Genomic DNA, 280 nt, shown 5'->3' on the forward strand with positions numbered 1-280 from the left:
GAATCACGCCAAGCAACAGCAGCAACGTCAGCGTTTGAGCCAGATAGAACCAGGCTTCGCGTTTGGTCTGCGCAAGCATCGGCGCGAAGTCGTATTCCACCAACAGCGCTTCACGCAACGGCGTGCCATCCTGGGCGACTCGATCCAGTGGATAGACTGCCAGTTGTGTGGGCCCTTCACCGATCCAGCCTGCGCGTCCGCTACCGACATACGACTTCAGCTCTGCAGCGCTGATCAGCTGAAGCTGTTCGGCCATCAGGCCCAGGCGAGTGGCCGCGAT

Annotated in this window: 1 pseudogene; it reads right to left on the bottom strand. The window is 60.4% G+C overall.

The features are described 5' to 3' along the window. Positions 1–280 (bottom strand): annotated as a pseudogene (locus AAEZ10_RS27265) (sensor domain-containing diguanylate cyclase); the annotation flags it as partial.

The sequence above is a fragment of the Pseudomonas sp. H26/SER47-MNA-CIBAN-0231 genome (genome assembly GCF_040310465.1).
GTDB lineage: Bacteria > Pseudomonadota > Gammaproteobacteria > Pseudomonadales > Pseudomonadaceae > Aquipseudomonas > Aquipseudomonas atacamensis.